The sequence below is a fragment of the Micromonospora sp. CA-111912 genome (genome assembly GCF_050948415.1).
GTDB lineage: Bacteria > Actinomycetota > Actinomycetes > Mycobacteriales > Micromonosporaceae > Micromonospora.
In genome coordinates this window covers 3,389,439-3,415,562 of sequence record NZ_CP192007.1, presented here as the reverse complement: position 1 = coordinate 3,415,562, position 26,124 = coordinate 3,389,439, and the positions used below count along the sequence as shown (strand labels likewise).

Sequence of the window (26,124 nt, the reverse complement as noted above, 5' to 3'; positions counted from 1 at the left end):
ACCGTCGTCCTCATCGAGGTCGATCCGGTGGCTCGGGAGCCTGTACCCCGTCGGCGGCCGTCCGTCACATGCTCCGCCGGAGCGGTCCCGCCGGATCAGCGCCGGGCGCGGTCACGCCTTCGCCCGAGACACCCGGACAGTGGCAGGGCGGAACCACCGGCGCAGTCTCCACCCGCCACGTCCCGGCGGTGGCGTGCCAGCCGGTCGACGCGGCGCATCGACGTCACCAGCCGGCGTTCCCGGCGCAGCAGGCCCGCCGCGTCGCGGGCCCCGAGGAACCACAGCCGGGACGCGATCCGAGCGGCCGGCTCGCGCCACCACCTCGGCAGCGCCTCCCCACCGGAGGCATGGACGTCGAGCAGCGCCGGGCCGCGCAGGCCGAGGGTCCGGCGGGCGAGATACCTGATCCGGGGCAGGTGCCAGGTGTGCGAGACGATGCCCAGCGGCTGCCCCGGGCCGAAGGCGTGGCCGTCGAGCAGGCCGTCCTCGACGGTGTGCAGGAGGTTCTCCAGCGTGCTGCGCGAGCGTGTCTCGGCGCGCAGTTCCGCGTGCCGGTCGAGGCCGGCGGCGAGCGCCTGGCGCAGCATCAGGTCGCCTTCCCGCCATCCCTGCGGCGGGGGATGCGCCCCCTCGGCGGCCTCCGCCCAGCCGCCGCTGAACACGATCCGGGGTGCCCGGCCCTGCCCGGCGGCGCGGGCGAAGGACGCCTCGTTCGCGGCGACGTAGTCCACCGCTGCCCGCACGCGGGCGATGCTGGCCGGGGTCAGCGCCCAGGTGTCCCCGGCGCGCAGCACGCCGCGTCCGAAGACCACGAGCACGGTGGCGGTCGGCGACGTGTGCCCTCCCCTCGGCGGCTTCCCCGGCAAGGGTAACCACCCGTCCCGCACCCGCCGACGAAGCGGGGCGGCCCGGCGATCGACGGTCCTCCGCGGAGGGTCGATCGCCGGGCCGCCCCGGTGGCGGGCCACCTGGGCGGCCAGCCGGTCAGCAGGTCAGAGGCCTGCGGCGTGCGCGGCGGCGGTGCCGCCGACCACGGGCAGGACGACCTTGCTGCTCTTCAGCGCGACCTGCAGGTTCGCGGCGGTGGTGTCCGCCTGGCTGGAGTACTGCGGGTAGCTGGCCACGATGATCACGCCGATCCGGTGGCCGGGCTTGAAGACGTAGTCCTCCGGGAGCAACGGGAAGCTGAAGTTGTACGACTCCCCCTGCACCAGCGGCACGGCGACGCGGATCGACTGCCGGTTCTGGGCGTCCATCACGCCCTTGGTGACCAGCTCGTAGTCGGCCGTGGCCACCCGCTTCGTCGTCTGCTTGTAGCAGCCGTCGTCCGTCGGGCTGCTCTCGCCCCAGCAGTCCTCCGTGGTCAGGGTGATGATCCCCTCGCCGGAGGCCCGGTGGGCGACCCGCTCGTCGGTGCCGTAGTCGACCAGGATCGCCCCGAGGTTGGTGTCGGTCTGGTCGGCGGAGGCCCGCAGCTGCACGGTCGGGGTGCCGGAGATGTGCAGCGGCGCGGTGAGCGGCTCGGAGAGGAAGGCCAGCCGGTTGGGCTGCACCACGTCCGGGTTGAGGATCATGGTGTTCTGGCTCTGCGTGCGGCTGTCCTGGAACGCCCCGGTCGCCGGCTTCGCGGTCGGCACCAGCCCGAGGCCGCCCGCGCCGGTGGTGCCGGGCTGGAGGAACACCTCGGTGTCGGCCTTGCCGGGGATCGGCCAGTCGGCGTGGGTCTCCCACACGTCGGCGGACCGCTCCAGGTCCACCCGCGGCTCGTCCATGATGCCGTTGGCGACGCCCTGGAGCCAGAAGTCGAACCACCGGTGCAGCGTCGACACCCACACCGCGCGGCGCGAGTCGAACGGGTCGACGTGGCCCTCCTGGGACAGCCACAGCTTGCGCGGCACGTTGTTCTCCGCCAGGGCGTACCAGAACTTGCTGAAGTGGTCCGGCCTGACGTTGTCGTCGTTGAGGCCGTGGTAGAGCAGCACGCTGGCGGTGACGTTGGGGACCTTCTTGACGTAGCTGCGCTCGTTCCAGAAGGCGGTGTAGTCGCCGTGCTCGTCGCCGTCGACGGCGGCCATCGCGTCGCGCACCGGCTTGCAGTACTCCCGGCGCTCCGGGTTGGTGACCGTGTTGGCCAGCGACGCCACGTAGCTGTTGCCCCGGGTGACGACGCCGTTGCTGCGCACGTAGTCGTAGTACTCGGTCGGGCCGCTGATGGGCACGACCGTGGTCAGGCCCTTCACGCCGGTCACCGCCGTGGACATGGCCAGCGAGCCGTCGTACGACTTGCCGATCATCCCCGTCTTGCCGTTGTGCCAGCCCGCCTTGACGATCTCACCGGCGGCGTTGCGGGCGGTGGCCCGGCCGTTGAGCCAGTTGATGGCCTGCTTGGCGCTCAGGTTGTCCTGGTTGGCGTTGGTGGTCGGGCAGCCGGTGGAGTTGTTGGTGCCGACCATGTCCAGCAGGATGACCGCGTAGCCGCGCGGCACGAAGTAGTTGTCGTAGAACAGCGGCCACTTGTCCAGCAGCCCGTCGCCGTCGAGGTCCGCCTTGCACTCGGACTCGTTTCCCCGGCAGACCGTCGAGTAGTAGGGGCTGGCGTCCATCACCACCGGCGCCTTGAGCCCGTTCGCGGTCGCCGCCGGCCGCATCAGGTCGAACGCGATGATGTCGCGCAGGCCGTCGTTGTCGCTGTCGAAGGTGGAGTCGATGAAGAGCCGTTCCCGGATGGCGTCGGCGTAGCCGAACACCGGCTGGGTGACGCCGTCCTGGACGACGATCGACGGCGGGCCGTCCGCTGCCAGCGCCTGCGGTGCCGCGCCGAGGGCGGCGAGCACCGCCGCGGACAGTACGGCCACGCCTGTGCGCCAGCGCGTTCCCACTGTAGCCATGAGTCTCCTTGAGGTCCGAGGCTGCGTACGCTACGAGCCGGCGACCAGCGCCACCACCTGCACATGTAGGAACTTCGCCGGACGCGGTCCGACGGGTGGGCCCCTCACCCGGGGGAGGCGGTCAGTCCCGGTAGCCCCACTGCCGCAGCGGCTCGGCCAGCGCCCGCTCGACGGCCGCGAGCTGCGCGGGGCCCAGTTCGTCGTGGTACGCCGCCCGGCGCCCGGCGGGGAACTCGTACCGCCCGAAGCCCCGCTCGAACGCCGGCGTCCAGTCCAGCCCGAGGAAGTCGAGCATCCGGGCCGCCTCCGCGCGGGGGTCGGCGAGCAGGTCCTCGTAGCGGACGTCCAGCCACTGCCCGGGCGGGTGCGCGGCCCGGGCGTCGGCGAACGCCGCCATCAGCATCCGCCAGCCGAGCGCGGCGAGCACCGGGAAGGACCGGGCGGACTCCTCCCACTCCCGGCGCAGGTCGGCCGGCAGCGGCCCGAGGTACCAGTTGTCGGGGCCGCGCCAGCCGTCCCACCAGCCCATCTGGAGCCAGGAGTTGGTGACGGCCCGGCCGTCGCGCACCACGTTGACCACCCGCAGCCCGGGGTAGGCCGCCCGGAGGAACCCGGTGCGCGGCCAGCCGGTGACGTGGTGCACCAGCAGCGGGCAGCGCTGCCGCCCGAGCCGGGCGTCGAAGAAGGCGCGCAGCCGCCGCGCCACGTGCGGGGTGAGGTCCTCGGCGGTCAGGTCCCGGCACGGGCGGGAGAAGCCGGCCAGCACGTGCCGGTCCAGCAGTTGGTACGCCTCCGACGGGGCGACCCGCAGCCGGCCGCGTTCCAGCAGCCGACGGCTGTGCCGCAGCGACGTCATGCCGGCCGGGCGGGGCGCCGACCGCCGGTACAGCGGCCCGTTGAACCGGCCGGTGAGGTTGAGCCGGGACAGCTTGTCGTCGACGCCGGAGACGAACCCCACGCCGGGATGCCGGGACAGCAGCTCCTGCACGAGGGTCGAGCCGCACCGCCCGGTGCCCACCACCACGGCCAACATCCTCAGTCCTCCTCCTGCCGGGGTGCCACCGGGCCGCCCCGGCGCCACGGGTAGCCGAAGCGGCGCAGCCCCGGCGCGGTCAGCGCGGTCACCACGGCGTACGACCACCGGGACAGCCCGCGCCGCCACTCGACGTCGGCGGCGATCGGCACCGGGCCGGTGCGGTGCCGCGACGGGTTGCCGGCCACCGAGTGGGTGGGCGCCAGCCGCACCGTCGCGGGCCCGGTGAACGGCCCGGCGTCGGGGCCGGTGGACGGGCCGGCGTCTGTCCCGGTGGACGGGTCGGCGTCGGCGAACGCGGCGATCCGGCCCAGCGTCGCCTCCGGGTCGGCCGTCAGGTCCTCGTACCGCACCCGCAGGTAACGGCCCGGGTCGCCGGCCCACAGCCGGGCCGTCAGCGTGTTCCAGACCAGCCACAGCAGGGCCGCCTTCCACACCGGCGGCCGGCTCATCAGCCGCTCGTCGGCCTCGCCGTCGAGGCCCCGACGCCGCCGCCACGAGAACGCCGTGGCCCTCGGGTCGCGGACCAGGTGCAGCACCCGCAGCTCGACACCGGGCAGCGCGCCGACCAGGGCCCCGTACGGCGGCAGCTTCGACGAGTCGACCACCACCCGCGCCCCGGCGTGCCGGGCCACGGCGGCGTACAGGCCGGCCAGCGCCGCGTCGTCGGGGTGCGCGGGCACCGCACGCCGGCCGCGCCGGTGACGGCGCACCAGCGCGGGCACCCCGCGCAGCCGCAGCCGGCCGCGCAGCCGGGCGGCGATCCCGCCGGCCCGGTCGACCGGCACGTCCCGGCGCACCGCCCGCCACACCGGACAGTCCCGGAACGGCAGGCCGCAGCCGCAGGGCCGGTTCTCCACCTCGCCGCGCTGCCAGAGGTAACGCAGCTCGCCGGCCGCGAAGAACCCGGCGTACTGGCCGAGGACGGTGGTGACCAGGGTGCTGCCGCTGCGCCCGCTGCCGGCCAGGTAGAGCACCCGCACCGGGCGGGTCACGCCGGCTCCCGCAACGCCCGCGCGGCCGTCGCGTAGACCTCGCGCAGCCGGGCCAGGTGCGCCTGCGGCGAGAAGTCCCGCTCCACCCGGGCCCGCCCGGCCAGGCCCATCCCGTGCGCCCGCGCCGGGTCGGCGAGGACGCGGCGCAGCGCGGCGGCCAGCGCGGCGGGGTCGTCGGCGACGACCACCTCGCCGTCCACGCCGGGGGTGACCAGCTCGGGCAGCCCGCCCAGGTCGGTGGCGACGACGGGCACGCCGCAGGCGAACGCCTCCAGCACGGCCATCGGCTGGTTCTCGTTCCACCGCGACGGCACGGCCGCCACCGCCGCGGACCGGACCAGCGCGTGCAGCCGGGCCTTGTCCAGCCGCCCGTGGAACCGGACCCGGCCGGGTGCCCGCCGCTGCGCCAGCTCGGTCAGCCCGGCGCGGGCCGGGCCGTCGCCGGCCACGTCGAGCGACACCTCGGGGGGCAGCAGGGCGAGCGCCTCGACCAGCACGTCGACGCCCTTCTCGGCAGACAGCCGACCGGCGAAGACCACCGACCCGCCCGGGGCCGACTTCACGGGCATCGCGGCGACGTCGACGAAGTGCGGCACCACGTGCATCCGGTCCGGGAAGACACCGGCCCGGCACATCACCCGCGCCAGGAACCGGCTGGGGCTGACGAACGCCTGCACCGGCCCGTACGCCCGGGTGGAGCGGTGCAGCCAGGACTCCACGGCCAGCAGGCCGCTGGCCGGCAACGAGCCGTCCTTGCACCGGCGCCGGGCGGCCCGCAGCGGGCCGCCGGTGACGCACGCATCACACACCGCGCCCCGGTCCAGCATCTGGTAGCTGGGGCAGGCCAGCTTGTAGTCGTGCAGCGTCATCACGCAGGGCACCCGCGCGGCCCGCGCCGCGGCCAGCACCGACGGCGAGAGCTGGTGGTAGATGTTGTGCAGGTGGACCACGTCGGGCCGGAAGTCGTCGATCACCCGGGCCAGGCCGCGCCGGCTGGCCGGGGACCAGATCATCCGGGCCGCCGCCGTCGCGCGCGGGCCGATCCCCGACGGCGCCGGGTCGAGCTCCACCAGCGGCGGGAAGTGCCGCGCGTACGGCAGCGGGGCGTCGTTGTCGGGGTGCGTCATGCCGAAGTACGCGACCTCGTCGCCCGCGCCCCGCTGCAGTGTGGCGACGTCGAGGAGGTAGCCCTCGGCGCCGCCCCGGCGGTAGAGGAACTTGTTGACGTGGAGGACACGCATCGGCCTGCTCCAGGGGTGGCCTGCTGAGTGGCCGCTCAGGGGTGGGGAAGGGTGGGCACCGGGCAGCAGCGGTGACCAGGGGCCCCACGGTATGCAAACCGGGCGGACGAGTCCAGTCATGATCCCCAACTGACCACACGGCCCATCAGGCGCTGGCCGCACGGCCACTTGGCCAGCCACGATGATCAGCCGGTAGCGTGTTCCCCGCCCGACCGTCAGCCCGAGGAGGAACCGGTGGCCCACCAGGACGAACCCTCGGCGTGGGCGTACACCGCCCGGCGGGTGGTGCGGCACCTGCGCTGGGCGCGCACCGAGGGAGTGCGGCGGCTCGTCGAGGAGGACCGGCTCGACCCGGTCCAGCGGGTTGGCACCGCGCTGGCGAAGCGGCGCTGGCGGCGGGCCCACCCGCAGCCGCCCGGCCGGGCGGTGCCCGTGTACCTGGTCGGCCTGCAACGCTCCGGCACCAACATGCTGGCCCGAGGGCTGGACGCGGCGCCGTCGTTCGAGGTGCGCAACGAGAACGACCGGCGGGTGTTCCACCGCTTCCGGCTGCGCTCCGACGCGGTGCTCGCCGACGCCGTGCACCGCAGCCGGCACCGGTACGTGCTGGTCAAGCCGCTGTGCGACACGCACCGGGTGGACGAGCTGCTCGGCCTGGCCGGGCCGCGGCCCGGCCGGGCACTGTGGGCGTACCGGGACGTCGACGACCGGGCCCGCTCCGAGGTGGCGAAGTTCGGCGACGCCAACCTGCGGGCGCTGCGGGCGATCGCCGACGGCACGATCGGCGACCGGTGGCAGGGGCAGCGCCTGGACGGGCCGGCCCGCGAGCTGATCGCCGGCTTCGACTACGACCGGATGACCCCGCACACCGCCGCCGCCCTGTTCTGGTACGTGCGCAACTCGCTGTTCTTCACCCTCGGACTGGCCGGCCGCGACGACACGCTGCTCTGCTCGTACGACGCGCTGGTGGCCGACCCGGCCGCGTACACGCGGCGGCTGTGCGCGTTCCTCGACCTGCCGTACGACCCGGCGCTGCACGACCACATCGGAGCGCGCGTCCCCCGCCGGCCCCGGCTGGAGCTCGACGGCCGGGTGCGGGCGCTGTGCACCGAGCTGGCCGGGCGGCTGGACGCGCGGGCCGGCCTGGACCAGGCGGTGGGCCGTGGCTGACCCGGCGGCGGAGGGTGGGCCCCGGGGGCCGATCTTCCTGGTCGGCTGCCAGCGGTCCGGGACGACGATGCTGCGTCTGGTGCTCGACTCGCACTCCCGGGTGTCCTGCGGCCCGGAGACCCGCTTCCTGGCCGACATGCAGCGCATCGTCGGCCGGGACTGGGAACGCCTGGCCCGCTTCGGGTTCCCCCGGGAGTACTGGCTGGGCCGCATCGCCGACTTCTTCGGCGGCATCCACGCCGACTACGCCCGGTCCCGCGGCAAGACCCGCTGGGCGGACAAGACACCCCTGTACGCACTGTCGATCGGCTTCCTCGCCGAGGTGTTCCCGGACGCGCAGTTCGTGCACGTCATCCGGGACGGCCGGGACGTGGTCGTCTCTCACCGCAAGCGGTTCGGCTACTGGTCGGCGGTCAAGTGCGTGGTCAAGTGGCCCCGCTACATCCGCGTCGCCCGCGCGGCGGGCAGCCGACTGCCCGCCGACCGGTACCACGAACTGCGCTACGAGGACACCGTCGGCGACCCGGAGAAGGCGATGCGGTCGCTGTTCGAGTTCCTCGGCGAGCCCTGGGAGGCCGGAGTGCTCGACTACGACGGCAAGCAGCACGACGTGGCGGGCAAGTACACCGCCGAGGCGGACCGCCGGCGGGCCGCCGCGCGCACCGACGCCGCCATCTACGGCTCGCGGGTCGGCACGTACCGCCGGGAGCTGGACCCGTTCCTGCGGGTGCTGGTCCGCGTCTTCTCCGGCGCGACGCTGCGCGAGCTGGGGTACCGGTGACGCGCCGCCCGGGGCGGCGGGCCCCGCTGCTGGCCGGCGCGCTGGCGCTCGCCCTGGCCGCCGGGGTGGCCTGCTCGGACGGCCCCTCCTCCCCCACGCCACGGCCGACCCCGTCGACGTCGACGTCGACGTCGACGACCGGGCCCACGGCCGGGCCGGGGCCGTCGGCGACGCCGGGGGTGCGGAACCCGTTCGGCGCGCACTGGGACTGGTCGCGCCACGAGTCGTTCGTGCCATACCTGAAGCAGCTCTCCGGCTCGGCGACGTACCACGAGCTGAGCTGGTGCGACATCGAGAAGACCCAGGGCAGCCCCGACTTCTCGGCGGTGGACCGGATCGCCCGCGAGAGCCGGGGCCTCGGCATCACCCTGCACCTGAAGATCCGCACCGGGGTCTGCTGGGCCACCGGCGGCACCGCGCAGCACACCCGGGGCCAGGCGAACAAGACCGAGTCGGCGATGCCCCGGGACCTGGCCGCCTACCAGGGGTTCGTCCGGGACGTGGTACGCCGCTACGCGCCCTACGGGGTGCGGGAGTACGCGATCGAGAACGAGGTCAACGCGCCGCAGTACTGGGCCGGCAGCCCGGCGGACTACCGGCGGCTGGTCACCTCGGCCGCGGAGGCGATCCGGTCGGCCGACCCGCAGGCGAGGGTGGTCGACTCCGGGATCAGCAGCGTGGCGTACGGGATGGGCGTCGCCGACCGGCTGGTGCGGGCCGGCCGGCCGGACGAGGCGGTCGCCGCGTACCGGGCGTACTTCCCGCGCCGGGTCGGCACCCGGGGCCGGCAGATCCCGGCCGTGGACGGGCCGGAGCAGCTACGGACCGCCCTGGCCACCGAGCAGAACGCCAGGAACCTGGCCTTCCTCGCGGTCACCGAGGAGCTGCTCGACGAGCGGGTCGTCGGCGTACGGCAGTTGCACTTCTACGAACACTTCGCCGGGGTGCCGGTGTTGCTGGACTACCTGCGGGAGCAGACCCCGGCCGGGGTGCCGGTCCAGGCGTGGGAGGTCGGCCAGTTCTGGCGCGACGGCGACGGCGACGCGGCCAGCCGGGCCGACGAGATGGTCAAGGCGGTCGTCCAGCTCGTGGCCGGCGGCGTCGAGCAGGTGCTCTGGCTGCCGCTGGCGTACAACCCGAACAACCGGCAGGGCAGCGAGGTGCGCTACGGCCTGCTCGACCCGGACGGCACCGTGCGTCCGGCAGGGGTGAGGCTGGCCGGGCTGGCGCTCGCGGCCGAGGACGCGACGGCGGAGCCGGTGACCGCGAAGGGGCTGACCGGGGTGGCGTTCCGGCGCGGCGAGCTGACCACGCTGGTGCTCTGGTCGGCCTCCGGCGGGAGCGTGTCGTTGCCGGCCGCGCCGGGCCTGGACAGCGGCCCGGTCGGCACCGAGCCGCGACGGGCGGCCGGGCCGGTCACCATCGGGGCGGAGCCGGTGCTGATCCGGTCCACCGGCGACCCCGCCGCGATCCTCGCCCCCGCCCGCTGACCAGCCCCCGCCGGCTGACCAGCCCCGCCCGCTGACCAGCCCCCGCCGGTCGGCACCGTCCCACCCCGGCGCGGCGGGCCGGCGTCACCAGGTGCGCGGCCAGCCGAGCAGGTCGGCGAGGCGGGCGTTGTGCGGGGCGACCCGGGCCGTCAGGTCGGCCCTCAGCTCGTCGGTGAGCTGGGAGGGGCCCCGCTCGGCCCGCCTGGTGTGCTGGGCGAAGGCGTCCGGCGTGAACGGCGCCAGCCCGAGGAACCGCAGGATGCCGGCGTACGTCGCCGCCGGGTCGGCGTACAGGTCCTCGCTGCGTACCACGTGCAGCCGTTCCCGGGGCACGTGGGCGAACCAGCGGTCGAGCTGCTCGGCGTAGCGGCCCCGGGCGGCGTACGAGTGGTCGCGCAGGGCCCGGTGGGCCGCCGGGGTGTCCGGACCCCGGCGCAGCGCCGCCGCCAGCCGTCCCGGCTCGGCGGCGAGCGCGTCGGCGAAGGCCAGCGGCTCCCGGCCGAGCGAGCGGGTGTGCAGGTAGTGCGAGTAGGCCCGCTCGACGGGGTCGCGCAGTAGCGCCACGAACCGGGCCTCGGGCAGCAGCGCGGCCACCCGCGCCGGCACCGCGGGGTGGAACAGGTAGTAGGGGCTGGCCTCGAAGCTCTGCCGGCCGGGGACGGCCGGCGGGAAGTGGGCCCGGTACCAGCGCTGCCCACGCCCGGCGTGCAGGCTGAAGAACTGCAGCTCCTTGCCGGTGGCGGCCCGCACGTCGGGATGCGCGGCGAGGTAGTGGTGCAGCGACGTGGTGCCGCAGCGCTGCCCGCCGATGACGAGGAAGTCGGGCAGCGCGCCGACCGGGCCGGGCCGGGCCGCGCGGACCCAGGCCCGCGTGCCGCGTACCGCCCGGCGCAGCCGGTCCACCGCGACCCGGCGGGGCCCGGCGCTCACCGGGCCACCGCGGTGCCGGCGGCGGTCGGCCTGCCGCCGTCGGCAGGTGGGCCACCGTCGGTTTGTGCGCCGCCGTCGGCAGGTGCGCCGGGCGGGGGTGGCGTGGGGGCACCGCGACCGCGCCGGCGCACCAGGGCCCGCAGCACCATGAGGTCCTCCCGGCCGAGCCCGAGCGCCAGCACGACCCCCAGGTAGACCGCCACGATCGCCAGCAGGCCGACGCCGAGCCGCCACGGCCAGCCCGGCAGCAGCCAGCGCACCAACAGCCCGGCGAGCAGCGCCGCCGCGCCGGCGGCGATCCCCTTGACCATGCCCACGGTGAATGGAAGGGCACCCACCAGCGCGCGGACCTGGAGCACCCGGGCGACGTTGACCACGATCAGCGACACACTCCACGCCAGCGCCGCGCCGACGATGCCGTACGCCGGGATGAGCCAGAGGTTGAGCAGCATGTTGAGCACCAGGGCGGCCAGGTTGTCGGCCATGTTGACCGCCACCCGGCCGGACATGTTCAGCACCGTGCCGCACGGGCCGGTCGCCGCGTTGACGAGCTGGCCCAGGGCCAAGACCACGGTCACCGCCGCGCCGGTGGCGACCTCCCCACCGAAGACCCGCAGCAGGTCGCCGGGGAGGACCAGCAACGCGACGAAGGCGGGCATGGACAGCCGGACCACCCAGCCGGTGGCCACCGCGTACACCCGGCGGACGTCGGCCAGTTCCCCCCGGTGGTGCAGGTGCGCGATGTACGGGCCGAACGCGGCGTTGATCGGCGCGAGCACGAAGATCGCGACGGTGACCAGGCGGGTGGCCACGTTGTAGACGCCGATCTCCGGGTTGGCGAAGAAGCCGAGCAGCAGGGTGTCGACCCAGATCAGCCCGGTCGAGGACAACGAGGACACCCAGCTCACGGTGGAGAAACCGAAGAGCTGGCGGGGGCGGTACACCGGGCGGGCGGGCGGCACCCGGCGGACCAGCCGGCCCAGCGCGACCAGGGCGAGCAGCGCGGCGGACCACCCGGCCCCGACCAGCGCCCAGTACGCCCCGGTCAGGCCCGCGCCGGTGGCCAGGGCGAGCGCGGTCAGCAGCAGCCGGGTGCCCGGCTCGTAGAGCTGGCCGATGAAGGTGAACGGGCGCTGAGTCCGCCAGCCCCGGGTCGCCGCGAGGGCCGCCTCGCAGATCGTCGAGGCGGGCAGGGTCAGCGCCACCAGCCGCAGGCCGGTCGCCAGCCCGGGATCGTGCAGCCGGGCGGCGAGCCACGGGGCGGCGAGCGCCAGCGCGGCGGCGAGGACGACCGACGAGGCGGCGGAGATGGCCAGCCCCAGCCGGACGGTGCCGCGCAGCGCGGGCGCGTCGGAGTCCGCCAGGTGCACCGCCACGAACCGGGTCAGCCCGGCCCGGAAGCCGGAGAGCGAGAGCAGCCCGGCCAGGGACAGCACGGCGTAGCACTGGGCGTACCGGCCGACCTCGCGGATGCCCAGCACCCGGGCCAGCAGCAGCATGATCAGGAAGACCGCGGCCTGGCTGAGCAGTGCGCCGAGCAGGTTGAGGCCGCCGCCCCGGGCCATTCCCCGGACGTGCCGGTCGCCCTGCGGCTCCGCCTCACCCAGCGCGGCGGGACCGGGCTGCGGGTCGGATACCGCCGGCCGCCGGCCGCCCGGTGGGGCGGCCGGTTCCCTGTGCCGGTCCGGTTCGGCCGCCACGCCGCCCGCCTACCGGCGCCGCGGCTCGGGCACGGCGTCGGCGTCGCGCGGCACGAGCACGGCGGGCCGCCCGTTCGCGTCCGCCCGCCCGTTCACCGCGCCGGCCCGACCGTTCGTGCTGGCCGGCCCGACCGCGTCCGCCCGCCCGTTCTCCGCGGCCGGCCCCGTCGCTGCGGCCCGTTGCGCCGGCGTGGCCCGGCCGGCCGCAGCCGCACGGCTGCGGGTGACCTGCTCCAGGACTGCCACCAGCAGCACGGCCAGCAGCAGGCCGGCACCGGCCACCGGCAGCACGAGACCGGCCAGCGCCCGGCCCCGGGAGACCGGCTGGACCTCGCCGAGGCTGGTCACCTGGGCGGGGTCGGCGGCCTGGGCCTGGGCCCGGGCCTGCTGGAGGCCCTGCCGGGCGGAGGACAACGCGGTGCTGGCACCGTCCCGCTGGGCGAGTAGCGCCTGGTAGTCGGGCAGCTTCGGGCCGAGCCCGTCCAGCCGCTTCTGCCCGGCGGCGATCGCCCCGGCCGCGGCGTCGGCGCCCCGGCCGTTGCCGACGGCCTGCATCTGCAACTGCTGCTGCCGCATGCTGGCGATCTCCTGCAGGGTCGCCTGGTAGAGCTTGTCCGGCTGACTGACCTTGTTCGTCTTCTCCCAGTCGTTGATCTCCCGGGTGGCGGCGGTCAGCTCGTCGGTGGCCGCCCGCACCTCGCCGGTGGCGATGTTGACCTGGCTGGTGAACAGGAAGGACAGGGCGCGCTTCCCGGTCGCCGTGAGCACCGGGATCACCGTGGACCGGCTGGTCGCCGTGTAGGCCAGGGTGAGCTGGCTGCTCGCCCCGACCTGTTCGACCGTCAGCCCGTCGCGCAGATCCCCCGCCGCGACGCCGGTGTCGGCCGACACCTGGTCGACCACCTGCGGGGAGGTCACGGCGGCGGCGAAGGCCGCCGCGAACTGGTTGGCCGCCTGCGTGCCGGTGTACTGCTGGGCCGCGTTGCCGCCGACCAGGGCCGGCGCCGCGACGTACGAGGTGGCCGTGTAGCGCTGGGGGCCGAGCAGGACGACCAGCGCGGCCACCGCCGCGGCGACCACCGGGACTCCGACCACGACCCAGAGCCGACGCCGCGCGACCCGCAGATAGTCGACGATCTCCACCCTTGCGCTCCCCACTGTCCGGTAGCTCATCCGATGCCCCGCCCGAGCGCCGTCGGCGCGACGGGCGTCACGACCCGGTCCGCGCCCGCGGGCACGCCCCGGGCGATCGCGTTGGCCGCGGCGGCGAACGCCGCGAAGTACCACAGCGTGACCACGTTCGAGATCACGTTGGAGGCCGCGCTGACCGCCACGAAGGCGACCGCGCAGCCGAGGAAACCGACCGCGATACCCCGGCCCAGCGTGCCCGGCGGGGCTCGGCGCAGCGCCGTCCACCCGGCGTGCAGGCAGAGGACCATCATCGCCAGGTAGGCGAGCAGGCCGAGCAGACCGGTCTCGACGTACGCGCGCAGGAAGTCGTTGTGCGGCTTCTTCGCCTCGTCGGCCTCGAACTTGGTCATGTTGGGCCCGATGCCGGTGACCGGGTTGCGGTTGGCCAGGGAGACGATCTCCGACCAGTAGTCGACCCGCCAGGCGAGGGTGTTGCCGGTCGGGTCACCGCCGACGGCGGTGCTGTCGGCGAGCTGCCCGAAGCGCTGCGCGACCGTCGGCAGCAGGGCCGCACCCGCCACCGCGACCAGGCACAGCGCCACCAGCAGGCGCCGGCTGCGGTGCAGCAGCGCGACCACGACCAGGCCCAGGGCCGCGCCGAGGATGGCGCTGCGGGTGTTGGTGAGCAGCAGGAACACCAGCGACGCCGCGAGCAGCACGCCGAGTGCGACCCGCAGCCGGCGGACCAGATACCGGTGCACGCCGAACCCGAAGATCACCATGAACATCAGGTACCGGCCGAACGTGGTCGACTGGCTGAACGGCCCGCTGATCCGGGTGAAGTCGCCCTTGACCTCGGCCGGTGGGTCGCCGAGCAGGACCAGCACGGCGGTGTAGCCGACCGCCAGCGCCAGGGAGGCGTACGCCGCGAGCAGGAACCGCCGGATCGCCGGCAGGTCCGGCATCAACTGCTCCAGGACGACGAACATCACCACCACGGTGCCGATGCGCAGCGCCTCCAGCGCGCTGGGCACGGGCTGCGCGGCGCCCAGCGCGCTGACCAGCGAGGTCGCGCCGACCAGCAGCAGCGCCACGCCGAGCGGGGAGCCGCGCAGCCGGCCCCTCTCGCGCAGTTGCGCGGCCAGCCACAGACCGGCGGCGAGCAGGAACAGCACGGCCAGGATCGTCGACGGGTCCAGCGTCCGGGTGGCGCCGCCGGCGTCGGCGCGGCCGGCGGTCGGGCCGCTGAGCTTGAACAGGTCGACGCAGGAGCGCACGGCGAGCATCAGCAGCACGTACGCCGCGAAGCGGGTCAACGCGAGCACCCCGACCGCCAGCCCGACGACCACCACGAGAGGCAGCACCACGCCCACCCGGTCGCCACGGGTCATCGCCAGGCCGGCGACGACCGCCACCGCGGCGCACAGCAGCGCGGCGCCACCGGTCAACAGGCGCCCGGTCGGGTCGCCGGCCGGGCGACGCCGGGCCCCGTCGGGCGGGCCGGCGTCACGCACCGTGCCGTGTCGCTGTCCGTCCACTCGCTCGCCGACCACTCGTTTCCAGGGGGTGCCGTTGCCGGTCACCGCCGAGGGACCGGGAGAACGGCCTAATCTAACGGTTGCCGTCACCCCGGGAACATGGGCCGTTGCGTCGGCCGTGGACGGCGTAACGTCCGGCCCCCGACGGCGACACGGCCCATGATCCCCTCACGAGGAGTGACGGCGTCGTGATCCACCGGGTGGGCACGAGTCGGCGACCGACCGACGCGTGCCCACGCCGCCCGGCGGATCGCCCACCGCACCCGGGCTTTCGTCCACGTGCGCTGAGCGGCCGCCCCGCCCGGCAGCGGGGTGTCCCGCCCACGGACGGGGGCCGCCGGCCCGTCGCCGGATCGGGACGACGAGGATTGACGGGACGCCCTGGAACCCTCTATAAACCTGAGAAAGCTGGTCACGTACGTCGATGAGTTCGGCCTCCGCCCACCGCACCGACCCCGCGAGCCGCGCGGTCGGTGCCCCTGTGGCGGCACCCGGCTCCCCCGCCGTCCACGACGGGTCGACCGGGGCGACCCAGCCCGACACCGAAGGCGGTAACGTGCGATACACCGACGGCCCGAGCGTGGAATGTGACCTCTACATCGAGGCGGCTCCGCCGCGGGTCTGGGATCTCGTGACCGACATCCACCTGCCTCCTCGGCTCAGTCCCGAGCTGCAGCGGGTGGAGTGGATCGACGGGGCGGACAGCCCGAAGCTGGGGGCGAGCTTCGTCGGCTACAACCGCCACGAGCAGATCGGCGAGTGGCGCACCGTCTGCCGGGTGGTGGAGCTGGAGGAGCAGCGCCGGTTCGGGTGGATCGTCCTGGACGTGGACGGCAGGTTCGCCGGGCCCGACGGCAACCACACCGAGCCGGCGGCCGCCTGGTGCTTCGAGATCACGCCCGAGACGACCGGCACCCGGTTGCGGCAGACGGCCCGGATAGGCCCCGCCCGTTCCGGGATCAGCCTGTTCATCGACATGGTGCCCGAGAGCGAGGAGGATCTGGTGGCCTTCCGGCTCGGCCAGCTGCGGACCAACATGGACGCGGGGCTGCGGAACATCAAGGAGCTCGCGGAGAGCGACCGCTGATTGCCCTGATTGCTCTGGTCACGGACCAAGGAGCCCCGAGCCGACGTCCGTGGCCAGAGCACCGAGCCTCAACCGGTCACAGCGACATCCAGCAGTAGAGGTGCTGCCCACTCGCCTGCGCCCGGCGGGCCAGCCCGACGAGTTGCCGGAGCACGGGCAGCATTTCCACCGGCACGCCCCAGGACAACTCGTCGATCCGCGACCAGCGGTCGGCGAGGGCCGGCAGCCGGTCGTCCGCAAGCGCGGCGAGCACGTCACGGGCGCGGTCGCCGAGCCTGACCACCCAGGGCCCGTCGTGCTCCGCTGCCGCGGTGACCGCGTCGGGCCAGATGAGCCGGTCGCCGACGAGGCCGACGTCCCACGGGACGTCGAGGGCGAGCGACACGGCCTGGCCGAGCACCACCGAGGGGTCGACGGCCTTGGCCTCCACGACGTCCGCCTCGGGAGGGGCTGCCGCCCCCACCAGCGGGCCGCCGTTCGTGGCGGCCATCGACGCGGCGACCGCCTCGTCGTCGGCCGCCCGGAAGTAGTCGTACAGAACACCCATGGGAGTCTCCGATCGATCCGCCACCGCAGGTGGACGCGGAGCGGCGTAGGGAAGATAGGACATCAGGCGCGGTCCCCTGCGCGGTGTGGGGCTGCGCGTGCTGGAGGCTGCGCGGCCGATCAGGGCGCGGCTGCGGCGACGCAGAACTCGTTGCCCTCCGGGTCGGCCATCACCACGTGGTGGCCGTCGAACTCCGCCAGCACGCTCCCGCCCGCCTTCACCAGGCGCTCGGACTCCGCCCTGATCCGGGCCCACCGCTCGTCGGGACCGCCGTGTCCCGGCACCCGGACGTCGATGTGCAGCCGGTTCTTCGCCGTCTTGGGCTCGGGGACCCGGAGGAGCGAGAGACGGGGGCCGACGCCGTCGGGGTCGCAGAGCCACGCGCCGTCGTCCTCGGAGTCGTCCTCCGGCAGGTCGAACTGCGCGAGCCACTCCGCGCGGGTCGCGAAGGGGGCGGGCGGTGGCTCGTCGACGTAGCCCAGCGCCGTCCTCCAGAACGCGGCGAGGAGTTGCGCGTCCGCACAGTCGAGCGTCAGATCGATCTTGGCTGCCATGGGGGAACCGTATCGCGCACCTGCGACAGTCGGGCCACCAGCGGTTCAGCGGCGCCGAGGCTCGGGTTGGCGGCGCGGGCGGGGCGATCGGACGGCCAACTCGAGGTACAGCCGCTCCAGGTCTCGGGCCGCCACGTCCCAGCTGTACTCGGCGAGCACCCGGTCACGCAGCAGCGTGGCGCCGGCCCGCTCCGCAGGCCCGTCGGCGGTCACGGTGGCTAGCGCCCGCAACAGGTCGTCGCCGTCGCCGTCGCGGAACAACCGCCGGCCGGGGGCATCGCGTTCCAGCACCTCGACGTGCGGTTCGATGTCGCTGGCCACCACCGGCAGCCCGTACGAGGCGGCCTCCAGCAGCGTCAGCGGCAGTCCCTCCAGCCGGGAGGGCTGGACGAAGGCCGCCGCGTGCGAGTACAGCTCGGCGAGCTGCTCGCCGTAGACGAAGCCGGTGAACACGATGCGCGGGTCGTCGCCGGCCTCGCGGCGGAGCCGGGCGACGAAGTCGTCGGTGAAGGCGGAGCCGCCGACGACGACCAGCCGCAGGTCGGTGGACAGCCGCCGGAACGCCCGCACGAGCAGGTCCGCCGCCTTCTCCGGCACGAGCCGGCCGACCAGCAGCAGGTACCCGCCGGGACGCAGGCCGAAGCCGTCGAGTTGGCGGGGCGGCAGGTGCCGCGGGGCTGTCACCCCGTTGGGGATGTACCGGGCGGGCCGCCCGAACCTGGTCGCGTAGTGCGTCGACAGGCCGCGCGACACCGTCACCCGGGCGTCCGGGACGTACGCGCTGAGCCGGTACGCGGTGCCGAGCACGGCGCGCGCCGCCCGACCCCACTTGTCCCGCTGGTTGTCCAGCCCGTGCACGGTGAGCACCACCTTCGCCCGGGAGGCGTAGCGGGCCAGCGGGGCGGTCAGGATCGGGCCGAGCCCGTGGTAATGCACGATGTCGGGCCGTTCGGCCAGGGCCGCCAGGGTCGAGGTGGTCGAGTGCACGATCGCGTCGAGGTGCTTGCTGGCGACGGTGCGGGCCCGGCGCAGCCGGATGCCGCGGTACTGCTCGGCGGACACGTCGCCGTAGCTGTCCCGGCAGTAGACGGTCACCTCGTGGCCGAACGCGGCGAGCCGGCTGGCCATCTCCTCCACGTGCCGCTCGATCCCCCCGTAGGTGGCGGGCACGCCCTTCTGCCCGATCATCGCCACCCGCAGGGGGCGCCAGCCCGGCGGCCGGGTCGCGCCCGGCCCGGACCGGTCGAGGCGGAACGGGCTGGTCGCCTCGACGGCGTCCTCACGAAACGGCACTGTCCCCCCTTGGTTCGCTGCGCCCGAGGTGGCGAACAGGCACCAGACGCACGGGACGCTAGATCATCGGTGGACCGGCGGACAGGGGCCGGACAGCCAGCCTGAGCAGCACGTCCGGCCATCCGCGCACCCGGTGCGCCGCCTTGGGAACGGAGCGTGTCCGTCCTCTGACGACTGTGGGGCAGGTCAGGCGGTGGAGCCGCCGGACTCCACCCGGTCGACGGTCGACTCGGACATGTTCCGGTGGCCGGGCGGGGCGAGGTCGGGCTGACTACGGCTGGTCGGCCAGCACCAGCTCCCGGAGCCGTTGGTCGAGCGCCGGGGCGTCCAGGCCCCCCGGCCAGCCGCGCAGCAGCGCACCGCCCTTGGCCACCACCACGACCGCCGGTGGCTCCCGCACCGCGTACGAGCGCCAGATCGTCTGCTGGTCGTCCAGGACGACCGGATACTCCACCCGGTGGGCGCGCAGGTAGTCCTGGACCTCGTCGGCCTGGTCCGCGCCGGCCACACCGACGAAGACCACCCGGTCCCGGTAGCTGCGGGCGAGCTCGCTGAGGGCGGCCTGGCGGCCGGCGCAGGTGGTGCACCAGGAGTTGAAGAAGGTGAGCACGACCGGACGCTGCGCCCACAGGTCGGCGGCGGCGAGCGGGGTGCCGTCGGTCAGCGTGCCGGTGAACGCCGGGGCGGCCGGGGCGGACCCGGGCGCCGGGCGCAGCACCAGGTCGGCGGGGACCGGCCCGGGCAGCGTCGCCGCTCCACCGGCGGGTGCCGGCGCGGGCTGCTCGGGCGGGGGCGTGCTGCACCCGCCCGACAGCGCCACCGCCAGCAGCAGCGGCAGCAACACCCGCCTCATGACGGGACCACCGCCACCAGCGCCGGCCCCTCACTGCTGTCCGGCGTCAGGTCGAGCGCCGGCCGGCCGTCCACCTCGAGCCGGTAGGAGGCCCGTTGCGGCACCCGCACACCGACGGCGAACTCGCAGTAGGTGGGTACCCGCTCGACCCCCAGGTCCTCGGCGAAGGCGGCCACCGCGGTGCCCGCCGACAGCCGCCCGGTGGCCAGCGCCGCACCGTCCGGGTCGAGCACGCGGAACGGTGCCCGGTTGTGGAAGTGCAGGTACGGGCCGGTGCCGGCGCAGTCCACGCCCTCGGCCCGGATGTTGATGTCACGGACCAGGACCCGGACCGTCGTCGGGGAGACCGCCTCCTGCGTGGCGCCGCCGGCGCCGCAGCCGGTCGCGCCGGCCAGCAGCAGGGGCAGCAGCGTCATGGTGCCTCGCCGCACGTCGTCCTCCTCTCGCCCGCCTTCCGGGGCCGCGGCGGCGGCTGGCCGTCGCCGCGGCCCCGGAAGGAACGGGGTCAGCCTCGGGTGCCGGTCAGGACTTCTCGACCCGGCACTGCTTGGTCACGGTCTTCGTCGGGTCGCTCTCCGAGGTCGCGGTGAGCTTCACGAAGCCGGCGTCCGCGGCGGCGGCGGTGGCGCCCACCGACACCTTGACCGTGGTGGACTTGCCGAACTGCGCGGTGGCGAGCTGGTTGGGCAGCCAGGTCCGCCAGCCCTTGCCGGCCACCTCCGCCGACAGGCGGTAGACGTCCGACTTGAGGTACGCGCTGACGTTCTCCGGGTGCTGCTGCCCGCCGGCCGAGTACGAACCGGTGTTGGTCAGCTCGAACGAGCAGGTCGCCCCGCGGTTGGTCGGCTTGCTGCTGCCGGTCGCCTCGCCCTTGCCCAGCGTCACGCCGTGGCTGCTCGGCCCGCCGGTGCCGTCCAGCGAGCGCACCGCCACCGTGTAGGACAGCGAGCCGGCCGAGTCCCGCTTCAGGTCGATGATGTAGAAGTGCAGCCGGTTGGCCTCGTCGACGTACTCGTACTGGCTGCCGGTGTCCGCTCCGGCGTGGAACAGCGCGTCGGAGAGCTGCCGGTAGTCACCCATGGTGATCTTCTGCGGGGTGCCGTCCGGGCGGTAGAAGTCGATCATGTCGATGTCCTGCGGGTTGGCGTCCACCACCCACTGGAACGGTGCGCTGTCGGCGTTCTTCGTCTTGCTCAGCAGCACGCCGCTGTCCGGGGTGAAGGAGTCCGCGCCCATCCGGTCGACGACCTCGACGGTGTAGTTGTTGAAGTTGCCGCCGTCGCACAGCGGGTCGGTGCTGACGCCGCACGTCGGCGACAGGTCCTTGTTCAGCGCGATGTTCACGCCGGTCAGGCCCTTCGGGCCGGCGTCGACCGCGCGGGCGGTTACCTGCGCGACCACCATGCCCGAGGAGGCGAGCGACTCCCGGGACAGCCGTAGCACGTGCTCCTCGCCGAGCAGGCCGATCTTGATTTTGTCCCGCACGGTGTGCAGCGAACCCATCGAGCCGCCGTTGGTCGGCGGGATCTGCCAGCGGGTGTGCGGGCCGCCCGGGCCGTTGAACGACCCGCGCGACATCATGCTCCAGATGCCGGTGTAAGCCCTGCGCAGCGGCTCGCCGTACGGGTTGTTGTAGTTGTCGCCGATGCCCAGCAGGTGGGTCAGCTCGTGGGCGTAGACGCCCATGCCGGAGCTCTCCCCCTGCGTCGAGGAGCCGCCGCCCGCGTTCGGCCACAGCGTCGCCGCCGCCTTCCACGAGGTCCAGTCCACGTAGCGGGTCTTCGCCCAGTTCGGCAGGTTGGGGTCCGGCGGGCCCCAGGCGTCCGGCACGTCCTCCTTGTTCTGGAAGATCATCTGCCCGAACTCCTGCCAGGTCGACGACTCGTCCTGGCCCGCGCTGAGGATGAACACCAGCTCGTACTGGTTGGCGACCTCCTCGCCGACGGCTGCCCGCCAGGCGCCCAGGCCGTCGGTGCGGATGTTCTTGCCGCACACGTCCCCGCTCGGGCAGGCGCCCGGGTTGAAGCTGTTGTCCAGCCCGTACTGGTGGGACTTCGCCGGCATCTGGTACGGCCCGAACCCGGCGAGGTCGACGCCGTAGCGGCCGTTGGAGTCCTGCATCCAGTACTCGTGCAGGGTGTGGCCCTTGTTCAGGGTGTTCGGGGTGTTCAGGAAGTCCTGGTAGAACTTCGGCACGTCCGCCCGGGGGATGTTGGTCGCGACGGACTGGGGGTTGCCGAAGACCGTCGAGCGGGCCCGCTGGGAGACCGCGAACGTCTGGTCGGGATAGTCGAGCGCCACCAGGGCGATCTTGAAGTTGCGGACCGAACCCGACACGCTCGGGTCGGCCCAGTTCTTGCCGGGCACGGCCTTGTAGTCGTTCCAGGTCATCGTGTCCGGGTTCTGCCAGGCCTGCGGGTCGAGGACCTGGAACGGCGCGGTGCCGCCGGCCGGGTTGGCCGGGGCCGCGGCGGCCTGCGCCGCCCCGGTCGCCACGAGCGTGGTCACCACGGCCGCGGCCAGCAGGGAACGCCTCAGCCGCGTTCGGTTGGGGGTAGCACGGTGCACGGAACCACCTCTCGTCGGGGGAACGCGGTGCCGGGCATCCCGGTGGGGGGATCGCGGAACACCTGTCAGCAGGCCGCGCAGCGAATCTAGGAGGGTGGGCCGGGGCTGGTCACCGTGCAGATGTCGGCAGGTGGGGCGGCGACTTCCGACACCTGAAGGACCGGCGCACACCGGCGGATCAGCCGGCGGGGACCCCGGAAGCCGGTTCGGCGGTCGCCGCGAGGGCCCGCAGCACGTCCCGGCGCACCCGCTCGGCGGCGGGCCCGGACAGGGGCCCACGCGGTGGGCGGCACCGGCCGCCGAACCGCCCGGCGCACTCCATGGCGAGCTTGACGGCCTGCACGGACTCGGGTCGGGAGGTCCAGCCGAGGAGCGGGTGCGACTCGGCGTAGAGCGGCAGCGCCCGGCCCAGGTCTCGGGCGACGCACAGCTCGTACAGCCGCACGGCCTCGCGGGGCAGCGCGTTGGACAGGGTGGCGACCCATCCCGTCGCGCCGCACAGCACCAGTTCCAGCAGCACGTCGTCGGCGCCGGCCAGCACGTCGACGTGTGGGCAGAGGTCCCGCAGGCGGTGCAGCCTGCGCACGTCGCCGGTGACCTCCTTGACCGCGACGATCCCGTCGATCTCGGCGACGGTCGCCAACAGGTCCGGCGTGAGGTCCACCCGGGTGTCGTACGGTTCGTTGTGGGCGACCACCGGCAGCCCGATCGCCGCCACCTCCCGGTAGTGGGCGACCACGTCGGCGGCGCGGGCGGCGGGCCCGTCGGGTGGCGGCGCGAGCACACCGTGGGCGCCGGCCTCGGCGGCCTGCTCCGCCCAGCGCCGGGCCTCCCGGCTGCCGTAGCCACCGACCCCGGGCAGCACCGCGCAGCCGGGCGGCGCGGCCTGCACCGTCGCCCGCACCACGGCGGCCCGCTCGTCGTCGGAGAGGGCCCGGTACTCCCCCACCGACGCGCACGGCGCAACCCCGTGGCACCCCTGGGCGGCGAGCCAGCGGACGTGTTCCTGGAGTTGGTCCAGATCGACCGACAGGTCGTCGCGGAACGGCGTGACGATGTCCACCAGCACGCCCCGCCAGGGCCTACCAGCTCTCACTCGGGCATCCTTCCTCCGCACCGGCACCGCCGGTCACCCCACCCGCGCTGTGCGTGCCGGCGCCGGGTGCGGTCCGTACCGGAACCTTAGGAACGTCCCTGACCGCCGGTCTTCGGACAGATGCCGGAACAGGCGCGTTGCCGCCCGTCCTTTTGTCGCGACTTCGACAGTGGACCTTGCGCGGGTACCCACCCGCACCGGAGGGTAAGGACTGGCGGTCGCGCGGCCCCTGTCGCGCGGCGCAACCAGGGGAGATCCATGCACGGTGAGCTCCAGCGAATCGTCGACGCCGTCGCCGCCCGGGTGGGGCGGCCCGCCCTCATCGAGGACCGGCGACAGCGGGTGGTCGCCTACAGCGAGCACAACGGCCCGATGGACGACGTCCGCCGGATGTCGATCCTGCGCCGGCAGACGACGCCGGAGGTGATCGCCTGGTTCCGGGGCATGGGCGTGCTCACGGCGCGCGAGCCGGTCCGCACCCCCGCGTACGCCGAACTGGACCTGCTGCCGAGGGTCTGCGTGCCGATCCGGCACGACGACCTGCTGCTCGGATTCGTCTGGTTCATCGACGCGGACGGCTCGATGACCGACGCCGACATCGCCACCGCGACCAGCGCCTTCACCGACCTGTCGCTCGCCCTGTACCGGGAGAACCTGCTCGGTGAGCTGGCCTCGCAGCGGGAGACCGAGGCCACCCGCACGCTGCTGGTGGAGAGCCGGGAGGCCCGCGAGCACGCGGCGCGGGCGCTGCTGGAGGAGGGCACGGTGGCTGGCGACGGCACCACCGTCGCACTCGTCGCCCAGCTCGTACCGGCCGGCGGGCGGCAGCCCGACGAGGTGGCCCGGATCGCCCTGGAACAGGCCCTGGTGACCACCCGCCGATGGATCGGGGTGCGGGAGACGCTGCACCTGGTCTGGCACGACCACGGGGTGCTGCTGATCTGCGGCGACCGGGTCGCCGGCCGCCCCTCGCCGGAGGTCTCCGCCGGCCACCTGGACGAGGCGCTGGGCACCGCGACCCGGGGCCTGGCCTCGGTGTCCCGGACCGTGACCGGGATCGGCGAGCCCCGCGCCGGGCTGGCCGACGCGGTCGAGTCCTACCAGGAGGCCGCGCAGGCGGCCCGGGTCGGGACACAGCTTTCCGCGCTGGGCCGGGTGGTCTCCTGGGCCGGCCTGGGCATCTACCGGGTGCTGTCCCAACTGGACAGCCAGCACCTCGACGTCGCGGGTGTGCACCCCGGGCTCGAACGGTTGCTGCGCGACGACGCCCACCAGGTGCTGTTGGAGACCCTGGAGGCCTACCTCGACCTGGCGGGCAACGCGCACGCGACCGCCGAGAAGCTCCGGCTGCACCGGACCACCCTCTACTACCGGCTGCAACGGGTCGAACAGCTCGCCGGGACCGACCTGAAGGACGGCAACGAGCGGCTGTGCCTGCACCTGGCGATGAAGCTCGGCCGGCTCACCGGCCACTACCGGACGGTGTGACCAACGGCGGCCCGGACGGCCGCCCCAAAGCGCCGACGGACCGGAGCACGGCCCCGGCCAGACAGCGGGCGGCGATTGACATGACATCGACACGCTGCTATCTGTTAACAGAATTCCTAATTGTCGCGGCCCCCACCTAGGAGTGCCATGCCTGCCAAGAGGACAGCCGCCTACCTCGCCGCGGCCCTGCTGGTCCCCGCCGCGGTGGTCGGCTACGGCCTGCCGTCGGCCAGCGCCGCGACCGCCGGGCCGATCACCGGACTGGGCGGCAAGTGCGTCGACGTCGCCGCCGCCAGCTCCGCCAACGGCGCCGCCGTCCAGCTCTACGCCTGCAACAACACCGCCGCCCAGATCTGGACCGTCGGCAACGCCGACGGCTCGATCCGCGCGCTCGGCAAGTGCCTGGACGTCACCGCGGCGTCGACCGCCGACGGCGCCAAGGTCCAGCTGTACGACTGCAACGGCACCGGCGCCCAGCGGTGGAGCGCGTCCAACGGCGCCCTGGTCAACGCCGGCTCGGGCAAGTGCCTGGACGTCACGGACCGGAACACGGCCGACGGCACCCGGTTGCAGATCTGGACCTGCGCCGGCAGCGCGAACCAGCGGTGGACCCTGCCCGGCGGGGGCACCACCCCCAGCCCGTCCGCCCCCGCCGGGGTCAACCTCGACAACCCGGCGAAGAAGGACGCGGCCATGCAGCTCGTCTCCGCCGCGGAGAACTCGTCGCTGAACTGGCGGGCCCAGTTCTCCTACATCGAGGACATCGGCGACGGGCGGGGCTACACCGCCGGCATCATCGGCTTCTGCTCCGGCACCGGCGACATGCTGGAGCTGGTCGAGGCGTACACGGCCACCAAGCCGGGCAACGTGCTGGCCCCGTACCTGCCGGCGCTGCGCAGGGTCAACGGCACCGACTCGCATGCGGGCCTCGACCCGAACTTCCCCCGCGACTGGCGCACCGCCGCCGCCGACGGCGTGTTCCAGGCCGCCCAGGAGGCCGAGCGGGACCGGGTGTACTTCAACCCGTCGGTACGCGACGGCAAGGCCGACGGGGTCCGGGCGCTCGGCCAGTTCGCCTACTACGACGCGGCGGTGATGCACGGCTACGAGGGCATGCGGGCGATTCGCAGCCGCGCCCTCGCCCGGGCGAAGCCGCCGACCCAGGGCGGCGACGAGCGGACCTGGCTCAACGCCTTCCTCGACGAGCGGGTCGTCGAGATGAAGAAAGAGGCGGCGCACTCCGACACGTCCCGGGTCGACACCGCCCAGCGGGTGTTCCTCAACAACGGCAACTTCGACCTGAACACGCCGCTGGTCTTCGCCGTCTACGGCGACCAGTACCGGATCGGCTAGCCGGAGAACCGTGGGGGCGGGGCTCTCACTCGGTCGGCATCGGCGCCGGCAGGGCGCTGCCCGTCCGGTCCGGGTCCCTGGCGGTGCCGACGTACGAGCTCCGGTTCACCCCGTTGCCGTCCAACGTGCTCATGATGCCGTTGACGTAGCCGTACGCGTCGTTGTAAAGCCGCAGCCAGACCGAGCCGCTGGAGCCACCGGTGAAGCCGCAGCCGAGGGCGATCTTGTTCTCCTGGAACGGCCAGATGCCGGGCCGGTAGGTGTGCCCTGGCAGTACTGTCAGGGCACCACGATCGCGGGGCTGGCGCACCACGCGAGGTTCGCGGAGATCGACTACTCGGGCCGCCGGCCGGGCCCGGCGCAGCAGCTTCCACGCCGCGCCGGGCCC

General features: G+C 74.2%; 23 protein-coding genes. 6 read left to right on the top strand and 17 right to left on the bottom strand.

The window, feature by feature from the left end; translation table 11 throughout:
- Positions 1-95 precede the first annotated feature (95 nt).
- The 5 genes from ACQPZO_RS14010 to ACQPZO_RS13990 all read right to left on the bottom strand — a co-directional run bounded on the left by ACQPZO_RS14010 (position 96) and on the right by ACQPZO_RS13990 (position 6,157).
- Positions 96-812: a YdcF family protein gene (locus tag ACQPZO_RS14010; RefSeq protein WP_433350422.1), complete on the bottom strand. Its 717-nt coding sequence runs from the start codon at positions 810-812 to the stop codon at positions 96-98.
- Between the two features lie 180 nt (positions 813-992).
- Positions 993-2,855, bottom strand: a complete 1,863-nt coding sequence (locus ACQPZO_RS14005; RefSeq protein ID WP_433350420.1) for a CocE/NonD family hydrolase — start codon at positions 2,853-2,855, stop codon at positions 993-995.
- 154 nt (positions 2,856-3,009) lie between these two features.
- Positions 3,010-3,921 carry a sulfotransferase family protein gene (locus ACQPZO_RS14000; RefSeq protein WP_433350418.1) on the bottom strand — a complete coding sequence of 304 codons (912 nt, stop codon included), beginning with the start codon at positions 3,919-3,921 and terminating at the stop codon, positions 3,010-3,012.
- Positions 3,922-3,923: 2 nt separating this feature from the next.
- Complete coding sequence (locus ACQPZO_RS13995; protein WP_433350416.1) at positions 3,924-4,916, bottom strand: sulfotransferase family protein; 993 nt, start codon at positions 4,914-4,916, stop codon at positions 3,924-3,926.
- Positions 4,913-6,157 carry a glycosyltransferase gene (locus tag ACQPZO_RS13990; protein ID WP_433350414.1) on the bottom strand — a complete coding sequence of 415 codons (1,245 nt, stop codon included), beginning with the start codon at positions 6,155-6,157 and terminating at the stop codon, positions 4,913-4,915. Before ACQPZO_RS13990 ends, ACQPZO_RS13995 begins: the two co-directional genes overlap by 4 nt.
- Positions 6,158-6,391: 234 nt before the next feature.
- On the opposite strand from ACQPZO_RS13990, the gene ACQPZO_RS13985 reads away from it, so the two are divergent.
- From ACQPZO_RS13985 to ACQPZO_RS13975, 3 genes are read left to right on the top strand one after another with little or no spacing between them, the layout of a single operon-like run.
- Complete coding sequence (locus ACQPZO_RS13985) at positions 6,392-7,327, top strand: hypothetical protein (protein WP_433350413.1); 936 nt, start codon at positions 6,392-6,394, stop codon at positions 7,325-7,327.
- Complete coding sequence (locus tag ACQPZO_RS13980; protein ID WP_433350411.1) at positions 7,320-8,108, top strand: sulfotransferase family protein; 789 nt, start codon at positions 7,320-7,322, stop codon at positions 8,106-8,108. The genes ACQPZO_RS13985 and ACQPZO_RS13980 overlap by 8 nt, the downstream gene beginning before the upstream one ends.
- Positions 8,105-9,598 (top strand): hypothetical protein, encoded by a 1,494-nt coding sequence (locus ACQPZO_RS13975; protein WP_433350409.1) that lies wholly within the window; start codon positions 8,105-8,107, stop codon positions 9,596-9,598. Before ACQPZO_RS13980 ends, ACQPZO_RS13975 begins: the two co-directional genes overlap by 4 nt.
- Before the next feature lie 84 nt (positions 9,599-9,682).
- Here ACQPZO_RS13975 and ACQPZO_RS13970 read toward each other — a convergent pair whose 3' ends face one another.
- Genes ACQPZO_RS13970 through ACQPZO_RS13955 form a run of 4 tightly spaced genes read right to left on the bottom strand, consistent with a single transcriptional unit; the run spans position 9,683 to position 14,897 of the window.
- Entirely contained in the window at positions 9,683-10,528 is an 846-nt protein-coding gene (locus tag ACQPZO_RS13970) for a sulfotransferase family protein (RefSeq protein ID WP_433350407.1), read from the bottom strand.
- Positions 10,525-12,228: a flippase gene (locus ACQPZO_RS13965; RefSeq protein ID WP_433350405.1), complete on the bottom strand. Its 1,704-nt coding sequence runs from the start codon at positions 12,226-12,228 to the stop codon at positions 10,525-10,527. Before ACQPZO_RS13965 ends, ACQPZO_RS13970 begins: the two co-directional genes overlap by 4 nt.
- Before the next feature lie 9 nt (positions 12,229-12,237).
- Positions 12,238-13,371: a Wzz/FepE/Etk N-terminal domain-containing protein gene (locus tag ACQPZO_RS13960; RefSeq protein ID WP_433350403.1), complete on the bottom strand. Its 1,134-nt coding sequence runs from the start codon at positions 13,369-13,371 to the stop codon at positions 12,238-12,240.
- A gap of 26 nt (positions 13,372-13,397) precedes the next feature.
- A complete protein-coding gene (locus tag ACQPZO_RS13955; protein ID WP_433350401.1) occupies positions 13,398-14,897 on the bottom strand; it encodes an O-antigen ligase family protein in 1,500 nt (499 codons plus the stop codon).
- A gap of 556 nt (positions 14,898-15,453) precedes the next feature.
- On the opposite strand from ACQPZO_RS13955, the gene ACQPZO_RS13950 reads away from it, so the two are divergent.
- Positions 15,454-15,984, top strand: a complete 531-nt coding sequence (locus ACQPZO_RS13950; RefSeq protein ID WP_433350399.1) for an SRPBCC family protein — start codon at positions 15,454-15,456, stop codon at positions 15,982-15,984.
- 76 nt (positions 15,985-16,060) lie between these two features.
- On the opposite strand, the gene ACQPZO_RS13945 is transcribed toward ACQPZO_RS13950, so the two are convergent.
- The 7 genes from ACQPZO_RS13945 to ACQPZO_RS13915 all read right to left on the bottom strand — a co-directional run bounded on the left by ACQPZO_RS13945 (position 16,061) and on the right by ACQPZO_RS13915 (position 22,895).
- Positions 16,061-16,531 carry a hypothetical protein gene (locus tag ACQPZO_RS13945; protein ID WP_433350397.1) on the bottom strand — a complete coding sequence of 157 codons (471 nt, stop codon included), beginning with the start codon at positions 16,529-16,531 and terminating at the stop codon, positions 16,061-16,063.
- 119 nt (positions 16,532-16,650) lie between these two features.
- The gene (locus ACQPZO_RS13940; RefSeq protein ID WP_433350395.1) at positions 16,651-17,085 is read right to left on the bottom strand and encodes a VOC family protein; all 435 of its coding nucleotides are present in this window, start codon (positions 17,083-17,085) and stop codon (positions 16,651-16,653) included.
- Between the two features lie 45 nt (positions 17,086-17,130).
- Positions 17,131-18,378, bottom strand: a complete 1,248-nt coding sequence (locus ACQPZO_RS13935) for a glycosyltransferase family 4 protein (protein WP_433350393.1) — start codon at positions 18,376-18,378, stop codon at positions 17,131-17,133.
- A 271-nt stretch (positions 18,379-18,649) separates the two neighbouring features.
- On the bottom strand, positions 18,650-19,231 hold the full coding sequence (locus tag ACQPZO_RS13930; protein ID WP_433350391.1) for a TlpA family protein disulfide reductase: 582 nt from the start codon (positions 19,229-19,231) through the stop codon (positions 18,650-18,652).
- A complete protein-coding gene (locus tag ACQPZO_RS13925) occupies positions 19,228-19,662 on the bottom strand; it encodes a hypothetical protein (protein WP_433350389.1) in 435 nt (144 codons plus the stop codon). Before ACQPZO_RS13925 ends, ACQPZO_RS13930 begins: the two co-directional genes overlap by 4 nt.
- 91 nt (positions 19,663-19,753) lie before the next feature.
- Entirely contained in the window at positions 19,754-21,799 is a 2,046-nt protein-coding gene (locus tag ACQPZO_RS13920) for a M6 family metalloprotease domain-containing protein (protein WP_433350388.1), read from the bottom strand.
- A 178-nt stretch (positions 21,800-21,977) separates the two neighbouring features.
- A complete protein-coding gene (locus ACQPZO_RS13915; RefSeq protein ID WP_433350386.1) occupies positions 21,978-22,895 on the bottom strand; it encodes a dihydrodipicolinate synthase family protein in 918 nt (305 codons plus the stop codon).
- A gap of 258 nt (positions 22,896-23,153) precedes the next feature.
- Between ACQPZO_RS13915 and ACQPZO_RS13910 the strand changes: the two genes are divergently transcribed.
- Positions 23,154-24,383: a PucR family transcriptional regulator gene (locus ACQPZO_RS13910; protein ID WP_433350385.1), complete on the top strand. Its 1,230-nt coding sequence runs from the start codon at positions 23,154-23,156 to the stop codon at positions 24,381-24,383.
- Positions 24,384-24,530: 147 nt separating this feature from the next.
- Positions 24,531-25,736 carry a chitosanase gene (locus ACQPZO_RS13905; protein WP_433350383.1) on the top strand — a complete coding sequence of 402 codons (1,206 nt, stop codon included), beginning with the start codon at positions 24,531-24,533 and terminating at the stop codon, positions 25,734-25,736.
- Between the two features lie 25 nt (positions 25,737-25,761).
- Here the strand turns inward: ACQPZO_RS13905 and ACQPZO_RS13900 are convergent, their stop codons facing one another.
- Positions 25,762-26,046 (bottom strand): hypothetical protein, encoded by a 285-nt coding sequence (locus ACQPZO_RS13900; RefSeq protein ID WP_433350381.1) that lies wholly within the window; start codon positions 26,044-26,046, stop codon positions 25,762-25,764.
- Positions 26,047-26,124 lie beyond the last annotated feature (78 nt).